This window comes from Mycobacterium sp. NGS18 (genome assembly GCF_059813185.1).
On record NZ_JCALEC010000003.1, the window covers coordinates 504,000 to 525,075 of the forward strand.

General features: G+C 69.1%; 23 protein-coding genes and 1 tRNA gene. 8 read left to right on the top strand and 16 right to left on the bottom strand.

Annotation, left to right across the window (positions count from 1 at the left end; all coding sequences use genetic code 11):
- Positions 1–70: 70 nt before the first annotated feature.
- Both AC5Y31_RS08855 and AC5Y31_RS08860 read right to left on the bottom strand, forming a co-directional pair.
- Positions 71–2,980, bottom strand: coding sequence for an MMPL/RND family transporter (locus tag AC5Y31_RS08855; RefSeq protein WP_499979657.1), 2,910 nt, complete (start codon positions 2,978–2,980; stop codon positions 71–73).
- Positions 2,977–3,399, bottom strand: coding sequence for an MmpS family transport accessory protein (locus tag AC5Y31_RS08860; protein WP_065024523.1), 423 nt, complete (start codon positions 3,397–3,399; stop codon positions 2,977–2,979). The genes AC5Y31_RS08855 and AC5Y31_RS08860 overlap by 4 nt, the downstream gene beginning before the upstream one ends.
- A gap of 109 nt (positions 3,400–3,508) precedes the next feature.
- Between AC5Y31_RS08860 and AC5Y31_RS08865 the strand changes: the two genes are divergently transcribed.
- Positions 3,509–4,192 carry a TetR/AcrR family transcriptional regulator gene (locus AC5Y31_RS08865; protein ID WP_109470750.1) on the top strand — a complete coding sequence of 228 codons (684 nt, stop codon included), beginning with the start codon at positions 3,509–3,511 and terminating at the stop codon, positions 4,190–4,192.
- Here AC5Y31_RS08865 and AC5Y31_RS08870 read toward each other — a convergent pair.
- The 3 genes from AC5Y31_RS08870 to AC5Y31_RS08880 all read right to left on the bottom strand — a co-directional run bounded on the left by AC5Y31_RS08870 (position 4,184) and on the right by AC5Y31_RS08880 (position 7,335).
- Positions 4,184–5,212: a DNA polymerase domain-containing protein gene (locus AC5Y31_RS08870; protein WP_499979660.1), complete on the bottom strand. Its 1,029-nt coding sequence runs from the start codon at positions 5,210–5,212 to the stop codon at positions 4,184–4,186. The genes AC5Y31_RS08865 and AC5Y31_RS08870 overlap by 9 nt on opposite strands.
- Position 5,213: 1 nt before the next feature.
- Positions 5,214–6,257: an ATP-dependent DNA ligase gene (locus tag AC5Y31_RS08875; RefSeq protein WP_499979781.1), complete on the bottom strand. Its 1,044-nt coding sequence runs from the start codon at positions 6,255–6,257 to the stop codon at positions 5,214–5,216.
- A 172-nt stretch (positions 6,258–6,429) separates the two neighbouring features.
- Positions 6,430–7,335, bottom strand: a complete 906-nt coding sequence (locus AC5Y31_RS08880) for a haloalkane dehalogenase (RefSeq protein ID WP_499979662.1) — start codon at positions 7,333–7,335, stop codon at positions 6,430–6,432.
- 74 nt (positions 7,336–7,409) lie between these two features.
- Between AC5Y31_RS08880 and AC5Y31_RS08885 the strand changes: the two genes are divergently transcribed.
- Positions 7,410–7,826 (top strand): DUF302 domain-containing protein, encoded by a 417-nt coding sequence (locus AC5Y31_RS08885; protein ID WP_499979664.1) that lies wholly within the window; start codon positions 7,410–7,412, stop codon positions 7,824–7,826.
- 13 nt (positions 7,827–7,839) lie between these two features.
- Positions 7,840–7,995, top strand: coding sequence for a DUF8730 family Cys-rich protein (locus AC5Y31_RS08890; RefSeq protein WP_165607329.1), 156 nt, complete (start codon positions 7,840–7,842; stop codon positions 7,993–7,995).
- Here AC5Y31_RS08890 and AC5Y31_RS08895 read toward each other — a convergent pair.
- Together AC5Y31_RS08895 and AC5Y31_RS08900 are read right to left on the bottom strand one after the other, a co-directional pair.
- Entirely contained in the window at positions 7,992–8,459 is a 468-nt protein-coding gene (locus AC5Y31_RS08895) for an NUDIX hydrolase (RefSeq protein WP_499979668.1), read from the bottom strand. The genes AC5Y31_RS08890 and AC5Y31_RS08895 overlap by 4 nt on opposite strands.
- Positions 8,460–8,462: 3 nt before the next feature.
- Positions 8,463–9,821 carry a WS/DGAT/MGAT family O-acyltransferase gene (locus AC5Y31_RS08900; RefSeq protein ID WP_065024516.1) on the bottom strand — a complete coding sequence of 453 codons (1,359 nt, stop codon included), beginning with the start codon at positions 9,819–9,821 and terminating at the stop codon, positions 8,463–8,465.
- A 49-nt stretch (positions 9,822–9,870) separates the two neighbouring features.
- On the opposite strand from AC5Y31_RS08900, the gene AC5Y31_RS08905 reads away from it, so the two are divergent.
- From AC5Y31_RS08905 to AC5Y31_RS08915, 3 genes are all read left to right on the top strand, one after another.
- On the top strand, positions 9,871–10,611 hold the full coding sequence (locus AC5Y31_RS08905) for an Rv3717 family N-acetylmuramoyl-L-alanine amidase (RefSeq protein ID WP_499979672.1): 741 nt from the start codon (positions 9,871–9,873) through the stop codon (positions 10,609–10,611).
- Between the two features lie 2 nt (positions 10,612–10,613).
- Positions 10,614–12,050: a neutral zinc metallopeptidase gene (locus AC5Y31_RS08910; RefSeq protein WP_499979673.1), complete on the top strand. Its 1,437-nt coding sequence runs from the start codon at positions 10,614–10,616 to the stop codon at positions 12,048–12,050.
- Positions 12,051–12,369: 319 nt separating this feature from the next.
- On the top strand, positions 12,370–12,693 hold the full coding sequence (locus AC5Y31_RS08915; protein WP_499979675.1) for a DUF4333 domain-containing protein: 324 nt from the start codon (positions 12,370–12,372) through the stop codon (positions 12,691–12,693).
- Between the two features lie 83 nt (positions 12,694–12,776).
- Here the strand turns inward: AC5Y31_RS08915 and AC5Y31_RS08920 are convergent.
- The 3 genes from AC5Y31_RS08920 to AC5Y31_RS08930 all read right to left on the bottom strand — a co-directional run bounded on the left by AC5Y31_RS08920 (position 12,777) and on the right by AC5Y31_RS08930 (position 13,876).
- A tRNA-Ser gene (locus AC5Y31_RS08920) sits at positions 12,777–12,867 on the bottom strand.
- A 29-nt stretch (positions 12,868–12,896) separates the two neighbouring features.
- Positions 12,897–13,358 carry a nucleoside deaminase gene (locus tag AC5Y31_RS08925; RefSeq protein WP_499979677.1) on the bottom strand — a complete coding sequence of 154 codons (462 nt, stop codon included), beginning with the start codon at positions 13,356–13,358 and terminating at the stop codon, positions 12,897–12,899.
- Positions 13,355–13,876 (bottom strand): tRNA adenosine deaminase-associated protein, encoded by a 522-nt coding sequence (locus tag AC5Y31_RS08930; RefSeq protein WP_065024431.1) that lies wholly within the window; start codon positions 13,874–13,876, stop codon positions 13,355–13,357. Before AC5Y31_RS08930 ends, AC5Y31_RS08925 begins: the two co-directional genes overlap by 4 nt.
- A gap of 84 nt (positions 13,877–13,960) precedes the next feature.
- On the opposite strand from AC5Y31_RS08930, the gene AC5Y31_RS08935 reads away from it, so the two are divergent.
- The gene (locus AC5Y31_RS08935) at positions 13,961–14,902 is read left to right on the top strand and encodes a prephenate dehydrogenase (protein WP_499979784.1); all 942 of its coding nucleotides are present in this window, start codon (positions 13,961–13,963) and stop codon (positions 14,900–14,902) included.
- Here the strand turns inward: AC5Y31_RS08935 and AC5Y31_RS08940 are convergent.
- Positions 14,868–15,458 (bottom strand): putative glycolipid-binding domain-containing protein, encoded by a 591-nt coding sequence (locus AC5Y31_RS08940; RefSeq protein ID WP_499979681.1) that lies wholly within the window; start codon positions 15,456–15,458, stop codon positions 14,868–14,870. The genes AC5Y31_RS08935 and AC5Y31_RS08940 overlap by 35 nt on opposite strands.
- A gap of 101 nt (positions 15,459–15,559) precedes the next feature.
- Here AC5Y31_RS08940 and AC5Y31_RS08945 point away from each other — a divergent pair, with 101 nt between their 5' ends.
- Positions 15,560–15,886, top strand: coding sequence for a LapA family protein (locus AC5Y31_RS08945; RefSeq protein WP_065024429.1), 327 nt, complete (start codon positions 15,560–15,562; stop codon positions 15,884–15,886).
- Here the strand turns inward: AC5Y31_RS08945 and AC5Y31_RS08950 are convergent.
- From AC5Y31_RS08950 to AC5Y31_RS08970, 5 genes are all read right to left on the bottom strand, one after another.
- Positions 15,883–16,524, bottom strand: a complete 642-nt coding sequence (locus AC5Y31_RS08950; RefSeq protein WP_065024428.1) for a histidine phosphatase family protein — start codon at positions 16,522–16,524, stop codon at positions 15,883–15,885. The two genes, AC5Y31_RS08945 and AC5Y31_RS08950, sit on opposite strands and share 4 nt — an antisense overlap.
- A 33-nt stretch (positions 16,525–16,557) precedes the next feature.
- Positions 16,558–18,429 carry an alkyl/aryl-sulfatase gene (locus AC5Y31_RS08955; protein ID WP_499979786.1) on the bottom strand — a complete coding sequence of 624 codons (1,872 nt, stop codon included), beginning with the start codon at positions 18,427–18,429 and terminating at the stop codon, positions 16,558–16,560.
- Positions 18,430–18,478: 49 nt separating this feature from the next.
- Positions 18,479–18,610 (bottom strand): hypothetical protein, encoded by a 132-nt coding sequence (locus tag AC5Y31_RS08960; RefSeq protein ID WP_301632819.1) that lies wholly within the window; start codon positions 18,608–18,610, stop codon positions 18,479–18,481.
- 227 nt (positions 18,611–18,837) lie between these two features.
- Positions 18,838–20,328, bottom strand: a complete 1,491-nt coding sequence (locus AC5Y31_RS08965; protein ID WP_499979683.1) for a sensor histidine kinase — start codon at positions 20,326–20,328, stop codon at positions 18,838–18,840.
- A complete protein-coding gene (locus AC5Y31_RS08970; RefSeq protein WP_499979685.1) occupies positions 20,306–21,010 on the bottom strand; it encodes a response regulator transcription factor in 705 nt (234 codons plus the stop codon). Before AC5Y31_RS08970 ends, AC5Y31_RS08965 begins: the two co-directional genes overlap by 23 nt.
- Positions 21,011–21,076 lie beyond the last annotated feature (66 nt).

The following is a 21,076-nucleotide window of genomic DNA, read 5'->3' on the forward strand; positions in this document are numbered from 1 at the left end:
ACCTAACTATTCTTCCGCCCTGGCCGCATGGGCTCGCTCACAACCGAGCACCGGTTGTGTTCCCCCCGCCTCAGGCCTGCGGACGGGAGAACTCCTCGGTCGACTCGGCGTCGGCGGCGTGCTCGGCCGCGGCTTCGCGCTGCCGGGCGGCTTTGCCGCCGACGTGCGGCAGCACGTTGATCGGCCACCAGAACCAGCGGCCCATCAGCGCAGCTATCGACGGCGTCATGAACGCCCGCACGATCAAGGTGTCGAACAGCAGCCCCAGCCCGATGGTCGTGCCGATCTGCCCGATGATGCGTAGGTCGCTGACCGCCATCGAGGCCATGGTGAAGGCGAACACCAGGCCGGCCGCCGTCACCACCTTTCCGGTTCCGCCCATGGCTCGGATGATGCCGGTGTGCAGACCGGCGTGGATCTCCTCTTTGAATCGGGAGACCAGCATCAGGTTGTAGTCCGAGCCCACGGCCAGCAGGACGATCACCGACATCACCATGACCAGCCAGTGCAGTGGCATACCGATGATGTGCTGCCACACCAGCACCGACAGCCCGAACGACGCCCCCAGTGACAGCGCGACGGTGCCGACGATCACCAACGCGGCGACCAGCGCACGGGTGATGATCAGCATGATGACGAAAATCAGGCACAGCGAGGCGATTCCGGCGATCAGCAGGTCGTAGTAGGAACCGTCGTGCATGTCCTTGAACAGCGCCGCGGTCCCGCCCAGATAGATCTTGGCGTCCTCGAGCGGCGTTCCCTTGAGCGCCTCCTCGGCAGCTGTGCGGATCTGGTCGATACGCGAAATGCCTTCGGCGGTAGCGGGATTGCCCCGGTGCGAGATGATCATGCGGACGGCCTTGCCATCCGGGGACAAGAACATCTTCATCGCCCGCTGGAAGTCGGGGTTCTCGAACACCTCCGGCGGCAGGTAGAAGGAGTCGTCGTTCTTGGACTCGTCGAACGCCTTGCCCATCGCGGTGGCGTTGTCGCCCATCTCGTCCATCTGGGCGAAGATCCCGGACATGGTGCTGTGCATCGTCAGCATCATGGTCTGCATGGTCTGCATGGTGTCGATCATCGGCGGGAAGGTGGTCAGCATCTCCGGCATGAGCTTGTCCATGTCGCCCATGTGCGCGATCATCTTGTCCATGCTCTCGCTCATCTGATCGACACTGTCGACCATGTCGAACGCCGAGCGCAGCGAGAAGCAGATCGGGATGTCGTAGCAGTGCGGTTCCCAGTAGAAGTAGCTCCGGATCGGCCGCCAGAAATCCTCGAAATCGGCGATGTGGTCCCGGATGTCGTAGATCTGGCCCTGTAGGTTGTCCATGTCGACCACCATCGCGTGGGTGGTGGCGGCCAACCGGCTCATGTAGCCGAGCATCTGGCGCATGGTGGCGATGGTCTCTCCCATCGCGTCGGCCTGGGTGAGCATGTCGTCCATGCGCTTCTTCTGGAACTGCATGGTCGCCATCTGGCCGGCATTCTGCATGCTGATCTGGAACGGGATCGAGGTGTGTTCCAGCGGGGTGCCCTGCGGCCGGGTGATCGCCTGAACCCGGGAGATGCCGACGACCTTGAACACCGCCTTGGCCAGTTTGTCGATGACCAGGAAGTCCGACGGGTTGCGCAGGTCGTGATCGGATTCGATCATCAGCACCTCCGGCATCATCCGGGACTGCGAGAAGTGCCGGTCGGCCGCGTTGAAGCCCTCGTTGGCCGGGATGTCGGTGGGGATGTATTTCCGGTCGTCGTAGGCGGGCTGGTAGCCGGGCAGCGCGAGCAGGCCGACGGCCGAGATGGCCAGGGAAGCGACCAGAATCGGCCCCGGCCACCGGACGATCGCCGTACCCAGCTGCCGCCAGCCCCGGGTGCTCATCTTGCGCTTCGGCTCGAACAGGCCGAACCGGCTGCCGACGGTGATGATCGCCGGGCCCAGCGTCAACGCGGCGAGCACCGAGATGACCATGCCGACCGCGCACGGGATGCCCAGCGAGACGAAGTAGGGCATGTGGGTGAAGTGCAGGCAGAACACCGCCCCGGCGATGGTGAGGCCGGAGCCCAGGATGACGTGCGAGACGCCGTTGAAAGCCGTGTAGTAGGCGGTTTCCGGATCCTCACCGTTGTGGCGGGCTTCGTGGTAGCGGCCGATCAGGAAGATCGCGTAGTCGGTGCCGGCGGCGATCGCCAGCGAGACCAGCAGGTTGACCGAGAATGTCGTCAGTCCGATCAAGTGGTGATGGCCCAGGAAGGCCACCACTCCGCGTGCGGCGGACAGTTCCAGGCCGACCGTGGCCAGCAGCAGCACCACGGTGGTGATCGACCGGTAGACCGCCAGCAGCATCGTCAGGATCACCATGATGGTGACGGCCATCATCCGCAGCATGGACTTGTCGCCGGCGGAGTTCATGTCGTTGGCCAGCGCCGCGGTGCCGGTGACATAGACCGTCAGCCCTGGCGGTTTCTGGACCGAGTCCACGATGTTGCGGACCGACTCCACGGAGTCGTTGGCCGCCGCCTGCCCGATGTTGCCGACGAGGTTCAGCTGCACGTAAGTCGCTCTGCCGTCGGCGCTTTGGGCACCGACCGAGGTCATCGGGTCGCCCCAGAAATCCTGGACGTGCTGCACGTGCGCGGTGTCGGCTTCGAGCCGCTTGACCATCTCGGCGTAGTACTCGTGTTCGGCGTCGCCGAGTTCGTGGTCGGCCTCCAGCACGATCATCGCGGTGCTGTCGGAATCCGACTCCTGAAAGACCTTGCCCATCTCGGTCATGGCCTGCATGGATGGGGCGGTGGTCGGACTCGCCGAGACGGCGTTCTCCTTGCCGATCTGTTCCAGCGACGGCACGGTGACGCTGAGCAGCACGATCAGCCCCAGCCAGGCGAGGATGATGGGCACCGACAGCCGGCGGATGGTGCGCGCGACGAATGTCCGCTGAGGAGGTCCGCCCGCGCTGTCGGTTATAGGCGAACTCATGCCGCCTTCAGCAGACAGAAGGTGTAGGCGTTCACCTCATTGGAGATGCGTTCGGCCTTCACCTCCCCATCCACGGTGATGCGGCAGCCGATGCTATTGCTATTGCCTTGCGCCATAATGCTTCCCACCACTGCCGGCAAGGTAGTGACGATTTCGAGCTGCCATGGCAGCGCGGCGTCGGAGACGCGTTGCGGTTCGGAGTTGACGTCGAAGTAGCTGATGTCGGCCACGGTGCCCGGCGGGCCGAAGATCTCATAGGTCAACCGCTTGGGGTTGAAGGGCTTGGTCTCGTCGATCTGGCCGTCGGCGTAGGTCGGCCGCTTCTCGGATCCGAACAGGCCATGGATACGCGTCACCGTGAACCCGGCGACACCAACGACGGCCAGAATCACCAGGGGTATCCACACCCGACTCAGCACCTTGAAAATCGGAGTCCCCTTCAGCTAGCACCTTTGGGTACCCTAACCCAAGTCCACGTGCGTAAACGCACGCTACAGCACGCTCCGGAGCTGTCGCAACGCACATCGTGTGCGTTATTCTCGCGCGGTGCGGCAGGTCTCATTTCAACGCGCTCGCAGCGAAGAAAAGAAGCGGCAGCGGGCAGAAGCGCTGGTGGAAGCCGCCCGTGCGGTGGCGCTGGAGGCCGGTGTCGCGTCGGTGACCTTGACCGCGGTGGCCAGCCGCGCCGGGGTGCACTACTCGGCCGTGCGCCGCTACTTCAGCTCCTATAAAGAGGTGCTGCTCCGTCTGTCAGCCGAGAGCTGGCAACGCTGGTCGGAGTCGGTCTGCACCGACTTGGACCGGCCCGGCCCGATGTCGCCGGAGCGGGTGGTCCAGACCCTGGTCAGCGGGCTGGCCGCCGATCCGCTGTTCTGCGACCTGCTGTCCAACCTGCACCTGCATCTGGAGCACGAGGTGGACGCCGAGCGGGTGATCGAGGTGCGGCGGGTCAGTGCTGCCGCGGTGATGGCCAGTGCCGGTGCGATCGAACGGGCGCTGCCCGCACTGGGGCCGAAAGGGGCGCTGGATCTGCTGTTGGCGGCCTATTCGCTGGGGTCGGTGCTGTGGCAGGTCTCACACCCGCCGCCGTCCCTGACCGAGGCCTACGCCGACGAGCCGGAACTGGCGCCCGGCTGGGACCTGGACTTCAGCACCGCGCTGACCCGGCTGCTCACCGCGACCTGCGTGGGGCTGCTGGAGCAGTCAGCCTGACTTCTCCCGGCTGGGCTGCACCCGCTTGGGCTCACCGGGCATCTTCGGATAGTTCGGCGGGTACGGCAGGTCACCGAGGCCACGCGCTTCGTCGGCGACGACCATCTCCAGCAGCGGCTCGAGGGATTGTTCGAGATCATCGATGGTGCGCCACGGGTCACCGCGACGTGCCACCAGGTCGGGCACGGTGGCGATGGTGTAGTCGTCGGGATCCGCGTCGGCGAGTTCGCCCCAGGCCAGCGGCGTGGAGACGGTGGCGATCGGGGTGGCCCGCACCGAGTAGGCCGACGCCATGGTGCGATCGCGGGCGTTCTGGTTGAAGTCGACGAAGATCCGCGCGCCCCGTTCTTCCTTCCACCAGGAGCAGGTGGCCGCCTCCGGTGCGCGCCGCTCGATCTCGCGGGCCAGCGCGATTCCGGCCCGGCGTACCTCGATGAAGTCCCAGTCGGTCTTGATCCGCAGGTAGATGTGCAGGCCGCGGCCCCCGGAGGTCTTGACGTAGCCGACGAGGCCGAGTTCATCGAGCAGCGGACGCACCACCTCCAGTGCGACAGCACGGGCCTGCGCGAAGCCGGTGCCGGGCTGCGGGTCCAGATCGATGCGCAGTTCGTCGGGATGGTCGGTGTCGGGACAGCGCACCGGCCAGGGGTGGAAGGTGACGGTGCTCATCTGCACCGCCCACAAGATGTCGGCGGGCCGGATGACCTTGAGGGCGTCGGCGGTGCGGCCGGACGGGAACGTCACCCGGCAGGCCTCCAGATCGTCGGGATGTCCCCGCGGCAACCGCTTTTGGTAGACCTCGGCACCTTCGATGCCGTCCGGGAACCGCTGCAGGTGGGTGGGCCGGTCCCGCAGTGCCTGCAGCAACGGCCCGTTGGCCACCGTCAGGTAGTAGTCGGCCAGCGCCCGCTTGGTGCCGCCCGCGCCGAGCCGGGGAAAGTACACCTTGTCGCCGCTGGTGAACCGGACGGCGGTGCCGTCGACGATCAACTCTTCGTCCGATTTGCCGCCTGTTCCCATCTCAGCTCTCCAGCACGTCGGCGAGTTCGTAGTTCAGCGGGACGTCGAGCTGGTCGAAGGTGCAACTGGCCGGGTCCCGGTCGGGGCGCCACCGCAGCAGCTTCACGGTGTGGCGGAAGCGCATCCCTTCCATCTGGTCGTAGGCGACCTCGGCGACCCGCTCGGGCCGGATCGGCACCCACTGCTTGTCGGCCTTGTTGGGCCCAGTGTTCCACCGGCTGGGCTCGCCCTCGCGGACGTCGCCGAGGCGCAGCGGCTCCAGCTCAGCCAGGAGCTTGAGCCGGTCGGCGTCGGTGAACGAGGCCGCGCCGCCGACCATCGCCAGTTCGCCGTCGGGGCGGTACAGGCCCAGCAGCAGCGAGCCGATGCCGGCGCCGCTCTTGTGGATGCGGTAGCCCATCACGACGCAGTCGGCGTCGCGGCGGTGTTTGACCTTGACCATCTCGCGCTTGCCGGGCAGATACGGCCCGTCGGTGCGCTTGGCGACCACGCCGTCCAACCCGGCCCCTTCGAACGTAGTGAGCCAGTGCATGGCCTGCTCGGGGTCGGCGGTGGCGCGGGTGACGTGGCAGCTGGAACCACCGGCTATCAGCTCCGCCAGCGCCTCGCGCCGCACCCGGAACGGTTCGTCGAGCAGCGAGGCCTGCCCGGTGGCCAGCGCGTCGAAGCCGATGAACTGCGCCGGGGTCTGCTCGGCCAGCATCCGCACCCGGCTCTGGGCGGGATGGATGCGCTGGCTCAGCGACTCCCAGTCCAGCCGGGTACGTCCGCCGATCTGCCGGGGTACGACCACCTCCCCGTCGAGCACGCAGCGCGGGGCGACCTCGGCGCGCAGCGCGTCCAGCAGTTCCGGAAAGTAGCGGCCCAGCGGCTTGCCGTTGCGCGACTGCAGCAACACCTCGTCGCCGTCGCGAAAGACGATGGCGCGAAAGCCGTCCCATTTGGGCTCGTAGGACCAGAGGCCGGGTTGGTCGGGAACCTTGGCCGCCGCCTTGGCGAGCATCGGATCCACCGGCGGGGCCACGGGCAGGTCCATGCTGTCCATGATGGATGCTGCGGCCTCATCTGTCACAGAAGCCACGGCCGGGAGGTGGTGTGTCTGTTGCCCGCCTTTGAGCGACAACCGGGGCTCGCCCAGGCCGGCTGGCGACCACCCAACAACGTTGTCGCTGAAAGGCGGGCAAACATCCCTGTCCCTCTCCGGCGGGCGCACACGGTCAACGGCGCAGGAACTCCACGATGTGGCCGGCCAGCTCCTCGCCGGCGTCCTCCTGCAGGAAGTGGCCGGCGTCGTGGATCACCGGGTGGGCGCGGCCGCGCGCGCCGCGCATCTCGCGCTGGAAGATCGGACCCATCGCCCCGGTGATCGGGTCACCGTCACTGAACGCCACCAGCATCGGGGTCTCCGAGGCGCACAGCGCGGCCCACGCCGACCGGTTGGCCGGGGCGGCCGGGTCCTCGGGGGTGGTCGGGATCAGCGACGGCATGGTGCGCGGGCCGACGCAGTAGCTGTCGTCGGGGAACGGCGCGTCGTAGCCGGCCCGCACCGCGTCGCCCATCGGCTTGCGGCACCCCGACTGCACGAACCATCCGACGTCGATCGTCGGCGCGCTCTGGATCGCCTCCCGGAAGCGCCACCAGATCTCCGGCATCGGGATATCCCCGGTGGGCAGTCCGGTGTTGGCCACCACGACCCGGGCGAACCGATCCGGGTTCTCGGCGACCAGCCGCAGTCCGATCAGCCCGCCCCAGTCCTGGCCGACCAGCGTCACCCGCTGCAGATCCAGCACGTCAAACGCCAGCGCCCGCATCCACTCGACGTGGCGGGCGTAGGTGTGGTCTTCGGCGCGGGTCGGCTTGTCCGAGCGCCCGAACCCGACCAGGTCTGGACAGATCACCCGGTGTCCGGCCTCGGCCAGGATCGGCATCATCTTGCGGTACAGATACGACCACGACGGCTCGCCGTGCAGCATCAGGATCGGGTCGCCGTCGTCGGGACCGCCTTCCACCCAGGCCACCCGCAGGGTGCCGCCGTCATCGTCGTCGAGGTCGCAGAACTGGGGCGAATAGCCGAAGTCGGGAAGGTTGACGAACCTGTCGTCGGGGGTACGCAGGGTCTGCATGAGGCGACACTACCGTGGCGGTATATACCCCATGGGGTATATTGGGGGTATCCACGGCGACCAAGGAGGTCTCAATGTCCGTCGCGATGAGCACCGCGGTTTCCGGCGTCGACTTCGACACCGTTACCGCCAAGACGCGAGAATTACTGAAAGACAACGGTTTCGGTGTACTGACTGAAATCGACATGCAGGCGACGCTGCGGGCCAAGCTCGGCGAGGAGATGGAGCGCTACCTGATCCTGGGCGCCTGTAACCCGCCGCTGGCACACCGTGCGGTGACCGCCGAGAAGCGCATCGGGGTGCTGCTGCCCTGCAACGTGGTGGTTCGCGAGGACCCGCAACAGGCCGGCACCGTCCTGGTCGAGGCGATGAACCCGCAACTGATGGCCCAAGTCGTCGACAATCCGGCGCTGGGGCCGATCGCCGACGAGGTAACCGAGAAGATCCGCACCGTCATCGATACCCTGACGGGTGCGTTGCGCACCGCCTGAAAGGAAACCGCTGATGTGCTACCCCGTGCCGTGTCGGGTCTGTGGCAAGACCACCTGGGACGGCTGCGGCGAGCACATCGCCGACGTGCGCGCGCAGGTGCCGCCCGAGCAGTGGTGTGAGGGGCACGCGGAGGCGCAGGCCCCGCGGCGTTCCTGGTTCCGCCGTTAACCGTTAACCGCAGCCAGCAGGCGGTCCAGCAGCGGACGCTGGCCGGCCAGCAACTTGGTGCGCGCTTGGGCGACTGTGAACCAGCCGACCCGGTCGACCTCGGGAAACTCCCGCAGTTGGCCTGACCGCGGTGGCCACTCCAGTTCGAAGGTGTTGCTGCGGGCGTCAGCGACGTCGAGGTCGCCGCGCACAGCAAACGCCGTGACCACTTTTCCGCCGGCCTGTCGCACCACACCGAGCTCCAGTCGCTCACCGTCGGGCGGGTCCAGTCCGAGTTCCTCGACGAATTCACGTCGCGCGGTGACCCACGGGTCCTCGCCGTCGGGTTGCTCGCCCTTGGGGATCGACCACGCCCCGTCATCCCGGCGTGACCAGAACGGCCCGCCGGGATGGGCGATCAGCACCTCGACGGCGCCGTCGGGTCCCGACCGGTAGAGCAGCAGCCCGGCGCTGCGCTTGGCCACGGGTCAGACACCCACGGCGCGTTCCAGGTCTTCCAGCGCGGTGTCCAGGTGCCCGAGCAGGCGCTGCAGGTGCGGAATCGACCGGCGGCAGCCGACCAGACCGAAATCGAGGTTGCCGGCGTTGCTGACCACGGTCATGTTCAGCGCTTGCCCGTCGAGGGCGATCGACAGCGGGTAGTTGCCGTCCAGGCGGGCGCCCCGCCAGTACAGCGGCTCGTCCGGGCCGGGCACGTTGGAGATGACGATGTTGAAGGGCGGGGGCGCCGCCGAGACGAAGCCGGGGATCGCCGCCAAGGCCAGCGGCGCCATGTTGGCCGCGGACAGTGCCAGCGCCTGAGCACGCGGCAACTCGCTGAACACCTTCTTGTTGCGGCGCATCGATTCGCTGATGGTCTCCAACCGCTGCGCCGGGTCGGTGAGATCGGTGGCCAGGTTGCACAAGATGGTGCCGACCATGTTGCCGCCGGAATCGGCGTCGGTGTCGCGGCGCAGGCTCACCGGCACCATCGCCACCAGCGGATGCTCGGGCAGGGCGTGCTGCTCCTCGAGGTAGGCCCGCAGCGCCCCGGCGCACATCGCCAGCACCACATCGTTGACGGTCACCCCGGCGGCCCGTTTGATCGCGACGACGCGGGCCACCGGCCAGGACTGCGCCGCGCACCGGCGGGCCCCGCCGATCTTGACGTTGAGCATGGTGCGCGGGGCTTCGAACGGCAGGGTCAGCTGCTGTTCCAACAGTGCGGCACGCGCCAGCTTCACCGTCGACGGGCCCAGCGCCGCAACGTCTTTGGCGATTCCGGTCAGCTGCCGCAGCCGAGACGGGGCATCCGGGCGCGGCCGCGACGGCGGCGCGAGGGACCACGGGGTGCGCAGGTCTGCCGCCCGCGGATCGTCCGACAGCGTGCGCCGCAGCAGCCGCAGCAGCGACACCCCGTCGATCAAGCTGTGGTGGATCTTGACGTACACCGCGAACCGGCCGTCGTTGAGACCCTCCACCAGGTGCGCCTCCCACAGCGGACGGTGCCGGTCGAGCAGGCTGCCGTGCAGCAGCGACGTCAACTCCAGCAGATCGCGCACCCGGCCCGGCACCGGCAGCGCTGAGCGCCGCACGTGGTACTCGATGTCGACGTCGTTGTCGAAGGCCCAGCCCACGTTCGCGATTCCGCCGAGCAGGGTCGCCGGATGTTTACGGAAGGCGGGCTGCAGATCACGGGCGGCCAGCAGCCCCTGGTAGATCTCGCCGACGAACTCCAGCCCGGCGCCCTCCGGCGGCTCAAACAGCATCAGGCCACCGACATGCATGGGATGCTCGCGGCTTTCGGCCAACAGGAAAACCGAATCGGTCGGTGACATCAGCTGCATCGATCCATTACACCCCGGCCGGCCGTCGCCCGCTTGCTAGTCTTTGGCGGTGCGCCGCCGGACCATTGCCTGTGTCGCCTTCACCGCTTGTTTCGTGGCGACTACCGCCGGTGCGCCCACCGCGCCCGCCGACCCCGACGGCCCGGCCGTCTCCGGCAAGACGGTGTTTCTGGATCCGGGACACAGCGGCGCCACCGACGCCTCGATCACCCGGCAGGTGCCCAACGGACGTGGCGGCACCAAGCCCTGTCAGACCAGCGGGACCGCCACCGACGACGGCTACCCCGAGCACAGCCTGAACTGGGATGTGACCAACCGGATCCGCGCGGCCCTCGACCAGCTGGGCGTCCACACCGAACTCTCGCGAACCGACGACGCGTCGGTAGGGCCGTGCATCGACGCGCGGGCCGCCGCCGCCAACACCGCACGCCCCGATGCGATCGTCTCGATCCACGCCGACGGCGGTCCGGGCTCGGGCCGCGGCTTTCACGTCAACTACTCCAGTCCTGCGCTCAATGATGCCCAGTCCGGCCCGGCGGTGCGGCTGGCCGGTGCCATCCGCGACTCGCTGGCGGCCGCCGGGATCCCCGAGTCCAGCTACCTCGGCGCCGACGGGCTCTACGGCCGGGCGGATCTGGCCGGGCTGAACCTGGCCGAATATCCCGCGGTGCTGGTCGAATTGGGCAATATGCGCAACGCCGACGACGCGGCGTTGCTGGGCAGCCCCGACGGGCGCGCCCGATATGCCGCGGCGGTCACCAGCGGGATCGTCGCGTTTCTGCGCGGGTGACGATGTCCAGATTGGTTGTCGCGCTCACCACCATGCTGCTGGTGCTGACCGGCTGCGCGAGCGGCCCACCCACAGTGGTGGCCGGCCGGGCGGTGTCGATGCTGTATGACCCGGGCCGAGTCGGCGGATTGCCCGCCGCCAATGGCCCCAGCGGCCCGCGCGGCGACGTCCCGCCGGTGACCGCCAGGTTGGCCAACAGCGACGGCGGACAGATCGACCGGTTGGCGCTGCTGGCGATCGACGACATCGAGGATTTCTGGACGCACCACTACGCCCAGTCGCTGCGCGGACGCTTCACGCCGGTGTCGACACTGGTGTCCTACGACTCCACCGACCCGAACTCTCCGGCGGTGTGCGGCGGCGACGTCTACCACCTGCCGAACGCGATGTACTGCCGCCGCGCCGACACCATGGCCTGGGATCGGGCCAAGTTCATGCCGACGGCCCGAAAGTACTTCGGCGACATGGCGATCAACGGCACCTTGGCCCACGAGTACGGGCACGCCCTGCAGGCGATGGCCAACATCGTCAACCCGCTGACCCGAACCCTGGTGCGCGAGCAGCAGGCCGACTGTTTCGCCGGGGTGTATCTGCAGTGGGTGGCGGCGGGCAAGTCGTCGCGCGCGCAGTTGGGTACCGGCGACGGGCTCAACCATGTGCTGGCCGGGCTGATCGTGATCCGCGACCCGGTCTCGACGCCGGACAACCCGGTGTCGGTCTCCGACGAGCACGGCACCGCGCTCGACCGGGTCGGCGCCTTCCAGACCGGCTTCGACGGCGGCGCGGAGATGTGCGCCCAGATCGACATGGGCGAGATCCGCAAGCGCCGCGGGAATCTGCCACGCTCGCTGTTTGATTCGGAGAACCCGCAAAGCGACCTCACCATCGACGAGGGCGTGTTGTCGACGCTGATGGAGCAACTGGGGCAGATCTTCGGCTTGTCCCGCCCACCGAAGCTGGCGACGTCGGGCAAGTGCCCCAGCGGCCATGAGCCCGACCCGGTGGCCTACTGCCCGGAGACCGACACCATCGTCGTCGACATGCCCGGACTGCAGGACATGAGCGCACCGACGGATCAGTCGACGATGGGGATGCCGCAGGGCGACAACACGGGATTGTCGGCCGTGACGTCCCGCTATGCGCTTGCGGTGCAAAGTGAACGCGATGTCGGTCTGGCGTCGGCGACCGCCGCGCTGCGCACCGCGTGCCTGACCGGGGTGGCCCAGCGCCGGATGGCCGAGCCGATGACGTTGTCGTCGGGCCCGGGACTGATGCTGGCCGGCGGTGACCTGGACGAGGCGGTCACCGGTCTGCTGATGAACGGGATAGTCGCCAGCGACGTCGACGACCACACCGTGCCGGCCGGATTCACCCGGATCCTGGCGTTCCGGTCCGGGCTGCACGGCGATATCGACGGCTGCTTCGAGCGGTTCCCGTGATGGGGGCGCGATGAACCGTCGCGACGAACCGCCCGAACCACCGGAGCGGCGGACCAGGCCGATCCCGCGGCCTTCGCAGCCGCGCGGGCCTGCCCAGCCGCCTTATCGGCCTGCGCAGCCTCCCCGCCGGCCCGCGCAGCCTCCCCACCGGCCGGCGCAGCCTCCGCGCGGGCCTGCGCAGCCTCCGCGCGGGCCTGCGCAGCGTCCCGAGCAACCGTGGTATCTGGAGTTCCGCCGGCCGCCGGCCCCGCAGCAACCGGCGCGGCCGGCCCCTCCTCCCCCGAAACCTGCTGGCCCGCAACGTCCGTCACAGCGGGTCGTGCTGATCGGCGCGGGCGCCACCGGGCTGCTCGCGCTGGCGCTGCTGCTGACGCTGGTCCTGCGCGGCGTGGTCGGCGGCTCTGGGACGGTGCAACTCGACGTCGGCCACGCCCAAGACGGGGTGCGCGGCGTGCTCACCGATCCGATCAACGGCTACGGGCGTGAGCAGGTGGGCGATGTGCGCTGCAACAACGGGGTCAACCCGACCGTCCGCAAGGGCGGCACCTTCACCTGCGCGGTCACCGTCGACGGCGCCCGACGCCAGGTGCTGGTGGAGTTCACCGACAACGCGGGGACCTACGCCGTGGATCGGCCGCGGTGAGCGCTGTGCGGCCAACGTGCACGGTTGTACGCCGCTCCCAGGGAGTCGGCGTACAAACACGCACGCTCGGCGCAGGTTTGCTATGGCGGTGGCGGAGGGATTTGAACCCTCGGACGGGGGTTACCCGTCACACGCTTTCGAGGCGTGCTCCTTAGGCCGCTCGGACACGCCACCGCGGGACAGCCTACCCAACGACGGTGCCCTCAGCCCAACCGCTGCCGGGCGAAGAACTCCTCCAGTGGTGCAGCACACTCTTGCGCCAGCACGCCGCCGCGCACCTGCGGGCGATGGTTGAGCCGGCGGTCGCGCACCACGTCCCACAGCGAGCCGACCGCCCCGGTCTTGGGCTCGAAGGCCCCGAACACCAGCCGCGCCACCCGGGCGGCCACCAGCGCCCCGGCGCACATGGTGCACGGCTCGAGGGTGACGGCCAGGGTGGCGCCGGTCAGCCGCCAGCCGTCGCCGAGCGCGAGCGTGGCCTCGCGGATCGCCAGCATCTCGGCGTGCGCGGTCGGGTCACCGAGGGATTCGCGGGCGTTGGCGGCCCGGGCCAGCACGGTGCCGTCGGGGCCGAGTACCACCGCTCCCACCGGCACGTCGCGGGACCCGGCCTGCCGGGCAGCCGCCAGTGCCGCGCGGATCAGGTCCTCGTCGGTGGGGGTCACCGATGGCGTCGCGGCAGGGCCGCCGAGAGCTGCTCGTCGAACCCCATCTCGGCGGCGATCCGGTGCAGTTGCTCGTCGACGGCCAGGTCGGACTCGTCGAGGATGACCCCGAGCACCGCGGCGGGCAGCCCGATATCGGAGAGCAGGCCCAGATCGCCCTCTTCGAACGGCTCGGAGTCCTCCAAGTCCTCGGCGTCGATGTCGGCGTCCAACTCCTCGAGCACCTCGTCGGCGATGTCGTAGTCCAGCGCGGCCGTCGCATCCGACAGCAGCAGCCGGGTGCCGGCCGGCCCCGGGCGGACGATCACGAAGAATTCGTCGTCGACGTTGAGCAGACCGAAAACCGCGCCGGCGCTGCGCAACTCACGCAGTTCCGTCTCGGCCATCGACAGACTGGTCAACGCCGCGGCACGCATCGACGTGCAGCGCCACTTGCCGTCTTCGCGCACAACAGCCACCCCGAAGCCGTCCAGCGTGTCCGCCGGCCGGCCCTGTGCGGACGCGCCCTGTGCTCCCATGGCCGCCTACGGTAGTCGCCGTTTACGCCCTTGACCAGCGTGTGCCAACCTGGAGAGGTGGTGGCAAGTGCAGGGAAAACTCCGGTGTGCGTATTGGGACTCGGCCTGATCGGCGGTTCGGTGCTGCGGGCCGCCGCGGCGGCCGGGCGCGAGGCGTTCGGCTACAACCGGTCCGCGGACGGGATGAAGTCCGCCGTCGCCGACGGTTTTGACGCCACCACCGACCTGGAGTCGGCGCTGACCCGGGCCGCCGAAACCGAAGCGCTGATCGTGCTGGCCGTCCCGGTGCCGGCGCTGTCGATGCTGCTCGACCACGTCCGCCGGCTGGCGCCCGGCAACCCGCTGACCGACGTCACCAGCGTCAAGCAGCCGGTGCTCGACGGCGTCGCCGCCGCCGGACTGCAGGCTCGGTTCGTCGGTGGCCACCCGATGGCCGGCACCGCGCACTCGGGCTGGCCCGCCGGCCACGCCGAGTTGTTCGAGGGAGCACCGTGGGTGATCAGCGTCGACGACCATGTGGACCCGACGGTGTTCGCCGAGGTGCTGGATCTGATCCTGGACTGCGGCTCGGTGGCGGTGCCGGCCCGCTCCGAGGAGCACGACGCCGCCGCGGCCGCGATCTCGCACCTGCCGCACCTGCTGGCCGAGGCGCTGGCCGTCACCGCCGCGGACGTGCCGCTGGCGTTCGCGCTGGCCGCCGGCTCGTTCCGGGACGGCACCCGGGTCGCCGGGACGGCGCCGGATCTGGTCCGGGCGATGTGCGAGGCCAACTGGCTGCAACTGCTGCCGGTGCTCGAGCGTGCCATCGCGCTGCTGGCCGACGCCCGGGATTCGCTGTCGGCCGCTGATTCGGTGGCCGAGCTGGTCAACCACGGGCACGCCGCCCGCACGCGCTACGACAACTTCCCGCGCCACGAGATCGTCACCGTCGTCGTCGGCGAGAACGACTGGCGCCGCGAGCTGGCCGCCGCCGGCCGGGCCGGCGGGGTGATCAGATCCGCGCTGCCAATCCGGGATAGTCGATGACGAACCCGTCGTCGTCGACGGTGATGGTGGTGCCGTCGGGATCGGTGCCCGGGGTCAGGACCGTGATGCCGGCGTCGGTGCTGCGGTAGCTGGCGGCCGCCGCGACCACCGACATCTCCGGCAGCCACAGGTAGACCGTCGGAAGGGTGACCGCGGCCGTCCGCTCGTGTAGTCGGGCCCGCCGGATCGGCAGCGTATTGAAAAACGGGCTGAACACCACGTCGACGTCCAATGCCCCGTCGAAGCCGGCACGCGACTGGCCGTGGGCGTCGGTGATCAGCCACATGTTCTCTTCGTCGCGAGCGATCACCAGCTGGCGGTCACGTTCGGCCACCGTGACGGTCAGCCCCAAGCGTTTGGTGGCCCCGGACTCGTCGGTCTGCAGGTCGTAATAGGCGCTGAACGCCGGGTGGGTGTCGGTGGCCGCCGCCACGATCCGGCCGTTGGCCTTGAGCCGGTTGCCGGACAACTGCACCCGCACCGACTCCATCCGCGGGGCGTCGGGCGCGCGCCAGGTCAGGATCGCCGGCCACGAGCCGGACGGGGCTGCGCTCACCGCACCACCGTAAGCGACCACCCGGCGATCCGCATTGACCCCGGCGCGCAAACTGACCGGAACCCGTTTATAACCGCACCCGAACGGGCAAGATGGCACCCATGAGCAGCGACCCCACCGTGCCCGTCGACCCGTCGCACGGCAAATCCGGTACACCGCCCGCTGGCGGGACGCCGTTGACCCGCACCGGCGCGTTGTGGAGCGCGCTGATCGTCGGTTTTCTGGTGTTGATCGTGCTGCTGGTGTTCATCACGCAGAACATGGAGACCGAAACGCTGAGCTTCTTGGCCTGGACGTGGTCGCTGCCGAAGGGCGTGGCGATCCTGCTGGCGGCGGTCGGCGGCGGGTTGATCACCGCGTTGGCCGGCACCGCGCGGATCTTCCAGCTGCGGCGCGCCGCCAAGAAGACGGCCGCCGCCCGGCGTTAGCCGGCCGCGTCGGCGGCGTCGTTTCCGGGCAACCGGGACTGGTTGCGCGGCAACAGATCCCAGACGTGCTCGGTCCCGTTGGTGGAGGCCACCGCGGCCTGCCCGGATCGGGAATACAGCAGCCTCGTGATCGACACGTAGTCGATGGGAAACGACAGCAGCCGCTGGGTGCCCAGGATCTGGTGCAGCACCACATTGATCACCCCGCCGTGGCTGAACACCGCCACGGTGTCGTCGGCGTCGGCGGCGGCCACCACGTCGGCCAGGGCGGCGGCCACCCGCGCGCAGAACGCGGCCTCGTCGACGTCGGCGGGCAGGTGGCCCTGGGCCATCCGGGCCCAGTCCTGCGGCCGCTCGGTGCGCAGCTGCTCGATCGGCAGGTAACCGGCCAGGTCCCGGTCGTATTCGGCGAACCGCTCGTCGATGTCGATGGCCAGCTTGCGCTGGGCGGCCAGCGGTTCGGCGGTCTGCACCGCTCGGCACTGCGGGCTGCTGACCAGCCGAGTGATCGGGTACCGCGCCAGCGCGTCGGGCAGGCGCAGGGCCTGCTGGTGGCCGGTCTCGGACAGCTCGGGGTCCGAGCCCTGGCCGTACTCGCTGCGCAGTGGCAGCGCGTGGCGGATAAGCAGCATCTGCACGCTGCCACCCTAAGGGGCGCATTCACCCCCGGGTCAGGGGGCGACGATGTTGAAACCCGGGTCGGCGGTGTCGAGCACCTCCCGCAGTTTCGTCCACGCCGACCGATCACCGGAGATCTCCAGTGTCCCGGTACCCAGCAATGCCCCGAGCAGCGCCAGCTTGGTGGCCGCGGTGACGGTGGCGTCCGCGCTGGCTGGATCCGGCGGCGCCTTACGGTGGACCAGCACGCCGTTGCGCACGCTGAGCCGGTAGTTGAGGCCGCTGTCGGCGAACGAAACGTCGAGGGCCACCTGGAGGTCCCAGGCGCGTGGCCCGTCGACCCGGATGGCCAGGCTGTCGAAGAGCTGCTCGGGACTCAGCTGTGACAGCAGCGCCATCGAGGTGACCTGACCGGCGGTGCCGAACACCCCGGTGCGCAATTCGGTGGCCCCCGAGAGGAAGAAGTTGCGCCAGGTGGCGTTCTCCGAGCCGTAGGCCAGTTGTTCGAGAGTGTCCGCGTAGACCCGGCGCGCCCCGGCGTGATCGGGATCGGTGAACACGGCGTGATCGAGCAGTGTTGCCGCCCAACGGAAATCGCCGTCGCGGAACGCTTCGGTGGCCAGCTCGACGACGCGGTCCACCCCGCCCATGGCCGCGGTGTAGCGGGTGGCCAACGCCTCCGGTGGGTGCGGCCAGAGCCGGGCCGGGTTGCCGTCGAACCAGCCCAGGTAACGCTGGTAGACGGCCTTGACGTTATGGCTCACCGAGCCGTAGTAGCCGCGGGCGTGCCAGGCGCGTTCCAGTGCGGGGGGCAGCCGGAACTGCTCGGCGATCTCGACGCCGGTGTAGCCCTGGTTCAGCAGCCGCAGGGTTTGATCGTGCAGGTAGGCGTACAGGTCCCGTTGCAGCGCCAGGTATTCCGCGATCCGCTCGGTACCCCAGGTCGGCCAGTGGTGTGAGGCGAAGACGACGTCGGCTCGACCGGCGAAGGTGTCGATGGCCTCGGTGAGGTATCCCGCCCAGGCACGCGGGTCGCGCACCAGCGCGCCGCGCAGCGTCAATAGGTTGTGCTGGGTGTGGGTGGCGTTCTCGGCCATGCACAACGCGCGGAACTGCGGGAAGTAGAAATGCATCTCGGCCGGCGCCTCGGAGCCCGGCGCCATCTGGAATTCGATCTGCACCCCGTCGACGACGCGGCTCTCACCGGTCTGGGAGATGGTCACGGTCGGGACGATGACGCCCACCTCGCCGGTCGAGGTGTTCTGGCCCAGGCCGCAGCCGACCTGCCCGTACGGGCCGCGCTCCAGCGTGGTGCCGTACATGTAACTGGCGCGCCGCAGCATCGCGGTGCCGGCGTAGACGTTCTCGGCCACCACGTGGTCGATGAAGCCCTCCGGAGCGATGACCACCACCCGGCCGGCGTCGACCTCGGCCTGCGAGGTCACCCCCAGCACACCGCCGAAATGGTCGACGTGGCTGTGGGTATAAATAACGGCGGTGACGGGGCGCTGGCCGCCGCGGTGCTCGCGGTACAGCGCCAGCGCGGCGGCGGCGACCTCGGTGGAGATCAGCGGATCGATGACGATCACGCCGGTGTCGCCCTCGACGAAGGTGATGTTGGAGATGTCGAAGCCACGAACCTGGTAAATACCTTCGACCACTTCATAGAGACCCTGCTTGGCCGCCAACTGGGATTGCCGCCACAAGGCGGGATGCACCGACGTCGGGGCGCCACCGGCGAGGAAGCCGTAGCTGTCGTTATCCCACACCACGCGGCCGTCGGCAGCGGTGATCACGCATGGCGCCAGCGCGGCCAGGAAACCGCGGTCGGCGTCCTCGAAATCCGTTGTGTCTTCGAAGGGCAGTGTTTTCAGGTGTTCGTGGTGGGCGGCCTCGACCGCCGCGCTGACCGGCCGATGCTCCATGTCGACCAGATTGCCACTCATTGCACCGGGGCGGTGGGAGTTGGCGTCGTCAGTGGCCGCGCTTCAAGCCCAGCGCTTCGCGCAACCGCGTCCAGACCGACGGGGGCTTGACTCGGTCCTGCGTCTCCTGCGCCTCGCGAGCGTAATCCTGAATGGATTCGTCGCCTTCTTCCGCACGCATGGGACCTCACTCCTTCGGGGGGTCTTCGGGCACCAGCCGCTCCGGCGTCTCTTCGGGCGCCAGTCGTTCCGGCGGGTCCGCCGGTACCAGTCGTTCCGGTGGATCCGCGGGAACCCGCCGGTGGGGTGGTTCTTTCGGTGTTCCCGGTTCCGGGGGCATTTCGGGATTCATCCCTGTCGCCTACCCCGTACCCGGGGGAAGGCAAACCCGCGCGAGGGTGCGAGTGGCTACCGGGGTAACCGCACCATGAACTCGGTGTGGCCGGGGGTGCTGGTCACCCCGATGGTGCCGCGATGGGCCCGGACCACCGCCGACGCGATCGCCAGCCCCAGGCCGGTGCTGCCGCCCTTGCGGGACCGGGAGGTGTCCCCGCGGGCGAACCGTTCGAAGATCTCCGGCTGGAACTCCGCCGGAATGCCCGGGCCGTCGTCGGTCACCGTCAGCACCGCCTCGGCGTCCTCGACCTCCAACCGGACCCGCACCACGGTTCCCGGGCCGGTGTGCACCCGGGCGTTGGTGAGCAGGTTGGTCAGCACCTGGTGCAGCCGGGCACCGTCGCCGGGCACCGTCACCGGTTCCTCGGGCAGCTCAAGCTGCCACTGGTGGTCCGGGCCGCCGACGTGGGCGTCGCTGACCGCGTCGACCGCCAGCCGCGACAGGTCCACCGTCTCGTGCTCCAGCGGCCGGCCGGAATCCAGCCGGGCCAGCAACAGCAGGTCCTCGACCAGCTGTGTCATCCGCTCGGTTTCGGACTGCACCCGGCTCAAAGCGTGGGATACGGCTGCACTGTCGTCCGGAACCCGTTGGGCCAGTTCGGTGTAGCCGCGGATCGCGGTCAGCGGAGTGCGCAGCTCATGGCTGGCGTCGGCGACGAACTGACGCACCCGGGTCTCACTGGCCTGCCGGGTCGACAGCGCGGCGGCGATGTGGTCGAGCATCCGGTTGACCGCGGCGCCCAGTTGCCCGACCTCGGTGCGGGGGTTGGTGTCGGATTCGGCGACCCGCACCGGCAGCGTCGCCTCGCCGCGATCCAGCGGCAGCCCGGCGACCTCGCCGGCGGTCTGGGCGACGCGGCGCAGCGGAGCCAGCGCCCGCCGGGTGACCACACTGCCGGCCGTGGCCGCGGCGGCCACCGCGACCAGAGTGACCAGCCCGAAGATGAGCAGCACCCGCATCAAGGTGGCGTCCACCGCTGCCAGCGGCAGCCCGGTGATGATGATCTCCTCACCGTGGCGGGCGCTCGTCGCGACCAGCCGGTAGCGGCCGACCCCGTCCAGCCGCCGGGTGACCGGCGCGGGTTCGGCGGCGATACCGGCCAATTGCGTTGTAGCCGAAGGGCTCAAATCCTCGCGCAGGCCCGAGGTGCTCAGCCGGCCGGCGTCGGTGATCGGGCCCGAGCCGTCGAGCCCGTCGACCACCGCGCCGACCATCCCGACCGGCTGACCGGGGGCGTCGAGGAAGTCCGGCCCGGGCCCGGGCCGGGGCCGATGGTGGCGATGCCAGGACGGCGGTGGCGGCTGGCCGTGCAACCGCGCCGACCGGCGCGCGGCATCGGAGAGCTGGTGGTCGAGTTGGCTGACCAGGTACTGGTAGAGCGCCAACTCCGTCACCGCCCCGATGCCCAGGCAGGCCACCGTCAGCAGCGCGATCTGACCGGCCAGCAACCGCGCCCGCAGCGACCAGGAACGGCGCACGTTACGGAGCCGGCTTGAGCACATAACCGGCGCCGCGCAAGGTGTGGATCATCGGCTCGCGGCCGTTGTCGATCTTCTTGCGCAGGTAGGAGATGTAGAGCTCGACGATGTTGGCCCGGCCGCCGAAGTCGTAGTCCCACACCCGGTCCAGGATCTGCGCCTTGGACAGCACCCGTTTGGCGTTGTGCATCAGGTAGCGCAGCAGCTCGAACTCGGTGGAGGTCAGCGTGATCGGGTCACCGCCGCGGGTGACCTCGTGGGAGTCCTCGTCGAGAACCAGGTCGCCCACCACAATCTGGGCTCCGCTGTCGGCGGTGCTCACCCCGGTGCGGCGCAACAGCGCCCGCAGCCGCAACACCACCTCTTCGATGCTGAACGGTTTGGTGACGTAGTCGTCGCCGCCGGCGGTCAACCCGGCGATGCGGTCCTCCAGCGCGTCCTTGGCGGTCAGGAACAGCACCGGCAGCCGCGGGTTGATCTCGCGCAGCTTGCCCAGCACATCCAGCCCGCTCATGTCGGGCAGCATCACGTCGAGCACCACCACATCGGGGCGTTCGGCTTTCGCGGCAGCGATCGCCGAGGCGCCGTCGCCTGCGGTCGCGGTGGTCCAGCCCTCGTAGCGCAGCGCCATCGACACCATCTCGGCCAGCACCGTCTCGTCGTCGACCACCAGCACCGTGATCGGCTTGCCGTCGGCACGCGCCATCACGACACGTTCGACAGATCCCCGAGGCTGTGCCATCACGCTCCAGTATGTCGCTAGTCCCGATAT

Bases quoted from the DNA above. Each gene is read 5' to 3' on its own strand.
- AC5Y31_RS08960 (WP_301632819.1), bottom strand. From the start codon at position 18,610: ATGCGTGCGGAAGAAGGCGACGAATCCATTCAGGATTACGCTCGCGAG.
- AC5Y31_RS08870 (WP_499979660.1), bottom strand. From the start codon at position 5,212: ATGGGAACAGGCGGCAAATCGGACGAAGAGTTGATCGTCGACGGCACC.
- AC5Y31_RS08855 (WP_499979657.1), bottom strand. From the start codon at position 2,980: ATGAGTTCGCCTATAACCGACAGCGCGGGCGGACCTCCTCAGCGGACA.
- AC5Y31_RS08910 (WP_499979673.1), top strand. From the start codon at position 10,614: ATGTCCAGATTGGTTGTCGCGCTCACCACCATGCTGCTGGTGCTGACC.
- AC5Y31_RS08885 (WP_499979664.1), top strand. From the start codon at position 7,410: ATGTCCGTCGCGATGAGCACCGCGGTTTCCGGCGTCGACTTCGACACC.
- AC5Y31_RS08890 (WP_165607329.1), top strand. From the start codon at position 7,840: ATGTGCTACCCCGTGCCGTGTCGGGTCTGTGGCAAGACCACCTGGGAC.
- AC5Y31_RS08970 (WP_499979685.1), bottom strand. From the start codon at position 21,010: ATGGCGCGTGCCGACGGCAAGCCGATCACGGTGCTGGTGGTCGACGAC.
- AC5Y31_RS08930 (WP_065024431.1), bottom strand. From the start codon at position 13,876: ATGGGAGCACAGGGCGCGTCCGCACAGGGCCGGCCGGCGGACACGCTG.
- AC5Y31_RS08875 (WP_499979781.1), bottom strand. From the start codon at position 6,257: ATGGACAGCATGGACCTGCCCGTGGCCCCGCCGGTGGATCCGATGCTC.
- AC5Y31_RS08955 (WP_499979786.1), bottom strand. From the start codon at position 18,429: ATGGAGCATCGGCCGGTCAGCGCGGCGGTCGAGGCCGCCCACCACGAA.
- AC5Y31_RS08880 (WP_499979662.1), bottom strand. From the start codon at position 7,335: ATGCAGACCCTGCGTACCCCCGACGACAGGTTCGTCAACCTTCCCGAC.
- AC5Y31_RS08900 (WP_065024516.1), bottom strand. From the start codon at position 9,821: ATGCAGCTGATGTCACCGACCGATTCGGTTTTCCTGTTGGCCGAAAGC.
- AC5Y31_RS08945 (WP_065024429.1), top strand. From the start codon at position 15,560: ATGAGCAGCGACCCCACCGTGCCCGTCGACCCGTCGCACGGCAAATCC.
- AC5Y31_RS08965 (WP_499979683.1), bottom strand. From the start codon at position 20,328: ATGTGCTCAAGCCGGCTCCGTAACGTGCGCCGTTCCTGGTCGCTGCGG.